Origin of the sequence: Roseovarius sp., from assembly GCF_018066915.1 — a bacterium.
Taxonomy (GTDB): Bacteria; Pseudomonadota; Alphaproteobacteria; order Rhodobacterales; family Rhodobacteraceae; genus Roseovarius.
Genome location: NZ_JAGPVV010000310.1, coordinates 1 through 6536, shown reverse-complemented (window position 1 = coordinate 6536; position 6536 = coordinate 1). Strand labels below are relative to the sequence as shown.

Below are 6536 nucleotides of genomic sequence, written 5' to 3'. Positions count from 1 at the left end.
CCCAACCCCGCGCATCTGATGGACCTCTATGCGCGCTTTCCCCGCAACGTGCGCCCGCTGATGGACTACACCGACGGGCTCTTGCGCGGCGACGGAGAGCTGAGCATCGGAACTCGTGAACTCATCGCGACCTATGTCTCTGCCCTCAATGCCTGCACCTTTTGCGCGGGCGCGCACCGCGCCTATGCCGAGGTGTTCGGCATCGACGCAGCCCTCATCGACGCGCTGATTGCGGATGTCGAGACCGCGCCGATAGAGGCAAACCTGCGCCCGCTTTTGGCCTATGTGGCCAAGCTCAACACCCTGCCCAGCCGCCTCGTGCAGCACGACGCGCAGGCGGTCTATGACGCGGGCTGGTCCGAGGCAGCACTTTACGAAGCGGTGCAGGTCTGCGCGCTCTTCAACATGATGAACCGGATCATCGAAGGCACAGGCGTCAATTTCGACTATGCCGAGGCCCCCGAAGGGCATCCCGCAACCGGCACCACGCCCGAGGATCAGGCCGCCACCTACAGCCGCTTTGGCGCGATGGTCGAGGCGATGGCCAAGGGGTAAACCGATGCTGGTAGTCGCAGGGCTGATCATCGCCTTTGTGCTGGTGCTGATCCTGTCCAACCGGCGCACAAGGTCGTGCCGCTGGCGCGCGGACCGACGACAGGATCGCGACGGGCAATCCTATTACCGCTGCATGGCCTGCGGCGCGCAGGTCTTTACATCCACCGGCAAACCGCCTTTGGATTGCGCGGTAAATCCCCGCGACGTTCCAGAGGACTGAGATGCCCAAACCCCCCGCCGATGCCGCCGCCCGCCGCGCCGTGCCGCCCGTGATCTGCTACCCCAATGACACGCTGCCCGAACCCGATATGGCGCTCTACGAGACCGCCCGCGCCGGGGCGACCAAAGTGGCCGAGGTGCTGGTTGCCCCACGTGAGGCGGCCTGCTTTCGCGCCGAGGCGGGGCAATTCTTTCGCATCACCAGCGTCGATGGCCCGCAGGTGGGCGATCTCAACCTCTGGAACGCGGGCGACCTGACCGAGCGGTTCTATTCCGGCAAGACCCGCGCGCTTCATGGCACCCATGTCACCACCGGCGAACGCCTCTGGTCGTCCTTTCCGCATCTGCGCCCGATGGCCACGATCACCGGCGATAGTCTGGGCTGGTATGGCATCGACAATTTCGGCGGCTCGGTGCATGACGTGATCGGCACCCGCTGCGATCCCTACACGGGCAACCTCTTGTCGGGGGTGCAGTATCACCACTGCTGCCACTCCAACCTGACCCGCGCCTTGGCGGATGAATTGGGCGTATCCTTGGCCGAGGCGGAACCGCATATTCACGACGTGCTCAACGTCTTCATGTGCACCGGCTTTACCCGCGACACGGGCCAGTATTTCATGAAGGCCAGCCCCGTGCGCCCCGGCGACTATCTGGAATTCTTTGCCGAGATCGACATTCTGGGTGCGCTCAGCGCCTGTCCCGGTGGCGATTGCTCGTCCGAGCATACCAGCGACACGGCCGCCTGCTACCCGATGCTGGTCGAGGTCTTTGCCCCCGCACCGGGCGCGCTCAACGGCTGGCACAGCCCCGCACGCAATGGCTATGACCGCAGCCACGGGCGGTAAACACGGGGCAGGGCAGGGGGTTAACCCTGCCCGGATCTTGCCTCAGACGCGGCCCTTCCATGGCACCAGCCAGTTTTCCGCTTTGCGCATCAGGATGTCGATGCCATAGCCGATTACCCCGATCAGGATGATCCCCATCAGCACGATATCGGTGAGCTGAAAGCGGCTCGCGACCATGATCATCATGCCCGCGCCCTTTTCCGCCGCCACCAGTTCGGCGGCCACCACCGTGCCCCAACAGACCCCCATCGCGACGCGCGCGCCGGTGAAAATCTCGGGCAGGGAATTGGGCACGATCACATGCCGCATCAGTTGCCATTTGCTTGCGCCCAGCGAATAGGCCGCATGCACCTTGGAAATCGCCACGCCCGACACACCGGCACGCGCCGAAATCGTCATGATCCAGAGCGCGGCCAGAAACAGCAGGATGATCTTGCCGCTCTCGCCAATCCCGGCCCAGATGATCACCAAGGGAATCAGCGCCAAGGGCGGCACCGGGCGCATGAATTCGACGATCGGATCAAACCAGCCCCTGAACCAATCGCTCAGACCCATGGCATAGCCCAGCGGTATGCCCACCAGCGCACCCAGGGCAAAGCCTACGATCACACGGAACAGCGACCAATAGAGATGCTCCCAGAGGGTAAAGTTCTGATACCCCTGTTTAGACACTTCGATGAGGCGGGACAGCACCGCTTCGGGCGGCGGCAACCAGATCGGCTCCATCTGCATGCCCTTGGTGGGGGCGAAATTCAGCGATCCCTTGGCTGTGACGGCCACGGTGCCATCAGCCACGGCAACGGTCTGGCCGTCGCTCACCGGCTTGCCATCAATCGCGATCACCTTGGCGCCTTCGTCGCGCGTCACCTCGTCATTCTTGTCCATCAGCAACAGCTGAGACCGCCACGCGCCCACCGTCAGCACGTCATTCTTGGCAAAACCATCGCCCGGCTCGACCACGGGGTCCTCGACGGTCTCGCCCACGGTAAAGACCCGCACCGCAACTGTCGCATCGTCACGCCTGCCGTCGGGGGCCTCCAGCGTATAGGTGAACTCGGTATCGCCGATGAATGGCCCCGGCGCATGGATGGGCACCCATTTGCTGCCCGTGAACGCGCCCCAGATCAAAAAGATCGTGACCACCGAAATCACGCTTGCCCAGCGGTCCGGGCGCACCGCGCTCTCGTCGCCGAATGTCACCGTCTTGAGCGAGGTAAAATCGTTCATCTGCCGGAATTTGCGCACGCCAAAGCGCACGACGAAAAACGACGCGGCAAAAATCGCCACATAGATGATCAGGATGATCATGCGCCCGCCTCCTCTGTCCGGCCCATGATCTCTTCTTCCATGTCCCAGATCATCGTCAGGATTTCCTCTCGCTTGGCGGCGAAATCAGGCACTTTCTTGACCTCACGCAGGTCTCGGCCCGCCCCCATCTCGGCAAAGGGCAGGCGGTATTCCTTGTGGACCCGCCCCGGTCGCGGTGCCATGACCAACAGCCGCTCGCCCAAGAGCAGCGCCTCTTCCACCGAATGGGTGATCAGGATGATGGTCTTGCCGGTCTCTTTCCAGAGCTTCAGAACCAGCCCTTGCATCTTTTCGCGCGTCAGCGCATCCAGCGCGCCCAGCGGCTCGTCCATCAGGATCACATCGGGATCATTGGCAAGGCACCGCGCCAGCGCCACGCGCTGCTGCATCCCGCCCGACAGTTCATAAACCGCCTTTTCCTTGAAATCGCGCAGGCCCACCACATCGAGTAGATGATCAACAGTGCCGGCCCAGTCCTTTTCCCGCTTGCCCGCCATGCGGGGGCCAAAACTCACATTGTCGCGCACGCTCATCCATTCAAACAGCGCGCCTTGCTGAAACACCATGCCGCGTTCGGCATCGGGGCCCGTCACACGATGCCCGTTCAGCGTGATCTGCCCCTCGGTCGGGGCGAGAAACCCGGCAAGGATGTTCAATAGCGTGGTCTTGCCACAGCCCGACGGTCCCAGCACGCTCATCAACTCGCCGGTCTTGATCTCGAGCGAGACATTCTTGAGCGCCTGCACGTGGCTGCCATTCGGCAGATCGAACCGCATCGAGATGTTTTCGATGGAAAGTGTCGACATCCCCACCCCCTGTTGTTCTTTGGGATTGTTGGGCAAAGGCCCGCCCGTTTGCGCGGGGCGGGCCTCATTCACTCCGTCAGGTGGGATTACATGCCGTTGGCAGCGGACAGCGGTCCGGTGTTGACGTTGTTCTCATAGGTGGCCAGCGCCGAATCGATGCTGCCTGCCTCAACAAAGACCTCGGCCACGCCCTTCATGAATTCCTGAGCGCCGCCACCCAGCCATTTGGCGGTCAACTGCTCCTCGGCAGAGGGGAACACAAAGGTGTCGATCGTTGACGCCGTGGCCTCCAGATCCATGCCGCTATCCTTGGCAATGACCGGAAGCATGGTGTCGCGATTGGCCGGATCGGCCCACATCGCGTTGGCATCTGCTGTCACCTTCAGGAACTTGGCGACCAGATCGGGGTTTTCCGCGACAAAGGCCGCCGGGCCGGATGTCACGTCAAACACCAGAATGCCCAACTCTTCCTTTTCGGCACCGGTCAACAACACATTGCCATGCTCCAGCGCGCGGCGCAGCGATCCGCCCCAGCCGCAGAACATATCAACAGCGCCCTGCGCGATGGCGGCAGCCCCCTCTGGCGGTGCCATGTTGACCACCTCCATGGTGGAAATATCCACGCCGAAATGGGTCATCTGCTTGAGGAACCCGTAATGCGCGGCTGTCCCCAGCGGCACGGCAACCTTCTTGCCGGCCAGTTCGCCCGCGTTGGTCTTGTCGATCTCCAGCGCCGAGGCGACGACACAGTTGTCATTGTCGGCATAGCTCACGGCCACGTCGAGGGTCTGCAAATCCTGTCCGGCGCTTGTCGCCACCACGAAGGGCGGAACACCTTGGCTCACCGACAGATGCACGTCACCCGACGCCATCGCGGCACTCATCGCGGTGCCAGTGTCAAATGCACGCCAGTTGACCTTGACGCCCATTTCCTTGTCATAGGTGCCCATTTCCTTGGCATATTGGAACGGCATCGGCCATTCGAGGAAATAGGCCACGGTGATCTCTTCCGCGCTGGCCGCCCCGGCCCCCGCCAGAAAGGCCACGCCCGCCACCGCCGACATCAGTTTGCTTTTCATGCTCATCTTGTCTTCTCCCGTTGGTTACAATCGTTTTTCTGTCTCACACCGCACGTTTCGGCGGGTTTCTCCTGCGTCCGGGCCTCGTGGCTCACATGCACTCCGGAACAGGCAACAGCCCAGAGTGAACCCGATCCACAGGCACCGATCAACGCAATTATAGCAGACCTAAGATCATTTCAGTATTTCCGAAAAGAGGTTTTCGGATAGCCTGAAACAGCCATGCCCCAGACCCCCGCAGATGAAAAACCGAAATCTGCCAGAGAGTTACAGTCTGACTCATGCGGTGGCGGGGTGTTCTGGACCTATTTAATGGTATCGTCTGGCCCTAACGATCTGCCCGGAATCTCGGCTGATATGCGGACAGGACAACCCGTGATATACATAGACGGCCCGCGCCCCGCGCCGGGCCTCAACCTGATGGAGCATCGCCATGGACGGCAAACTTCGCGACAACGACATTTCCCACGTGGTCGAGGCCGACCGCGCGCATGTCTGGCATCACCTGATTCAACACGCGCCCTGGAGCGGCACTGATCCCAAGGCCGATCCGCGCATCATCGTCGAAGGGCGCGGCATGCGCGTCTGGGACCAAAAGGGCAAGGAACATCTCGACGGCGTGTCGGGCGGCGTCTGGACGGTCAACGTGGGCTATGGCCGCGAACGTATCGCCAACGCGGTGCGCGACCAGTTGATCAAACTGCCCTATTTCGCAGGTTCCGCAGGCTCGATCCCCGGCGCGCTCTTCTCCGAGAAACTGATCTCGAAAATGCCCGGCATGAGCCGCGTCTACTATACCAACTCCGGCTCCGAGGCGAATGAAAAGGCCTTCAAGATGGTGCGCCAGATCGCCCACAAGCGCTATGGTGGCAAAAAGCACAAGATCCTCTACCGCGACCGCGATTATCACGGCACCACCATCGCCTGTCTCTCGGCGGGCGGGCAGGATCAGCGCAACGCGCAATATGGCCCCTATACTCCCGGTTTCGTTCGGGTGCCGCATTGCCTTGAATACCGCGCGCAATGGGATCTGGATGGCGAGGCCTATGGCATCGCCGCCGCCAATGCCATCGAAGAGGTGATCTTGGCCGAGGGCCCCGACACCATCGGCGCGCTCTGCCTCGAGCCCGTCACCGCCGGCGGCGGCGTCATCACCCCGCCCGAGGGCTACTGGCCCCGCGTGCAAGAGATTTGCCGCAAATACGACATCCTCCTGCATATCGACGAGGTTGTCTGCGGCATCGGCCGCACCGGCACATGGTTCGGCTATCAGCATTACGGGGTCGAGCCCGATTTCGTGACCATGGCCAAGGGTGTGGCCTCGGGCTATGCCGCCATCGCCTGCTGTGTCACCAACGAGCGCGTGTTCGACATGTTCAAGGACGACACCACCGATCCGCTGAACTATTTCCGCGACATCTCGACCTTTGGCGGCTGCACCGCCGGTCCCGCTGCGGCGCTGGAAAACATGGCGATCATCGAAGAAGAGGATCTTCTGGGCAACACCGTGGCGATGGGCGACTACATGCTCGACCAGCTGCGCGCGCTCAAGGACAAGCATGCCGTCATCGGCGATGTGCGCGGCAAGGGTCTGTTTCTCGGGGCCGAACTGGTTGCCGACCGCGCCACCAAGGAACCGATGGATGAAAAGCGGGTTCAGGCCGTTGTCGCCGACTGCATGGCGCAGGGCGTCATCATCGGTGCCACCAACCGTTCGATCC

Annotated in this window: 7 protein-coding genes; 4 read left to right on the top strand and 3 right to left on the bottom strand. The window is 62.1% G+C overall.

Features of this window, described 5'->3' with window-relative positions:
* From KBT70_RS17560 to KBT70_RS17550, 3 genes are all read left to right on the top strand, one after another.
* A partial coding sequence (locus KBT70_RS17560; protein WP_296637235.1) for a peroxidase-related enzyme occupies nt 1-555 on the top strand: 555 nt, incomplete at its 5' end.
* Between the two features lie 4 nt (nt 556-559).
* Nucleotides 560-775: a hypothetical protein gene (locus KBT70_RS17555; protein ID WP_037270251.1), complete on the top strand. Its 216-nt coding sequence runs from the start codon at nt 560-562 to the stop codon at nt 773-775.
* A gap of 1 nt (nt 776) precedes the next feature.
* Nucleotides 777-1622 carry a DUF1989 domain-containing protein gene (locus KBT70_RS17550; protein ID WP_296637232.1) on the top strand — a complete coding sequence of 282 codons (846 nt, stop codon included), beginning with the start codon at nt 777-779 and terminating at the stop codon, nt 1620-1622.
* Nucleotides 1623-1664: 42 nt separating this feature from the next.
* Here the strand turns inward: KBT70_RS17550 and KBT70_RS17545 are convergent, their stop codons facing one another.
* The 3 genes from KBT70_RS17545 to KBT70_RS17535 form a co-directional block, all read right to left on the bottom strand.
* On the bottom strand, nt 1665-2930 hold the full coding sequence (locus KBT70_RS17545; protein ID WP_296637229.1) for an ABC transporter permease subunit: 1266 nt from the start codon (nt 2928-2930) through the stop codon (nt 1665-1667).
* Complete coding sequence (locus tag KBT70_RS17540; RefSeq protein ID WP_296637226.1) at nt 2927-3736, bottom strand: ABC transporter ATP-binding protein; 810 nt, start codon at nt 3734-3736, stop codon at nt 2927-2929. Before KBT70_RS17540 ends, KBT70_RS17545 begins: the two co-directional genes overlap by 4 nt.
* 86 nt (nt 3737-3822) lie before the next feature.
* Nucleotides 3823-4821 carry an ABC transporter substrate-binding protein gene (locus KBT70_RS17535; protein WP_296637223.1) on the bottom strand — a complete coding sequence of 333 codons (999 nt, stop codon included), beginning with the start codon at nt 4819-4821 and terminating at the stop codon, nt 3823-3825.
* Between the two features lie 427 nt (nt 4822-5248).
* Between KBT70_RS17535 and KBT70_RS17530 the strand changes: the two genes are divergently transcribed.
* Nucleotides 5249-6536 (top strand): aminotransferase class III-fold pyridoxal phosphate-dependent enzyme (locus tag KBT70_RS17530; protein WP_296637220.1); only part of this gene is annotated, 1288 nt, incomplete at its 3' end.

What these genes read in the sequence shown, in the direction of transcription:
- KBT70_RS17550 (WP_296637232.1), top strand. Translation starts at nt 777, where the DNA reads ATGCCCAAACCCCCCGCCGATGCCGCCGCCCGCCGCGCCGTGCCGCCC.
- KBT70_RS17555 (WP_037270251.1), top strand. Translation starts at nt 560, where the DNA reads ATGCTGGTAGTCGCAGGGCTGATCATCGCCTTTGTGCTGGTGCTGATC.
- KBT70_RS17540 (WP_296637226.1), bottom strand. Translation starts at nt 3,736, where the DNA reads ATGTCGACACTTTCCATCGAAAACATCTCGATGCGGTTCGATCTGCCG.
- KBT70_RS17535 (WP_296637223.1), bottom strand. Translation starts at nt 4,821, where the DNA reads ATGAGCATGAAAAGCAAACTGATGTCGGCGGTGGCGGGCGTGGCCTTT.
- KBT70_RS17545 (WP_296637229.1), bottom strand. Translation starts at nt 2,930, where the DNA reads ATGATCATCCTGATCATCTATGTGGCGATTTTTGCCGCGTCGTTTTTC.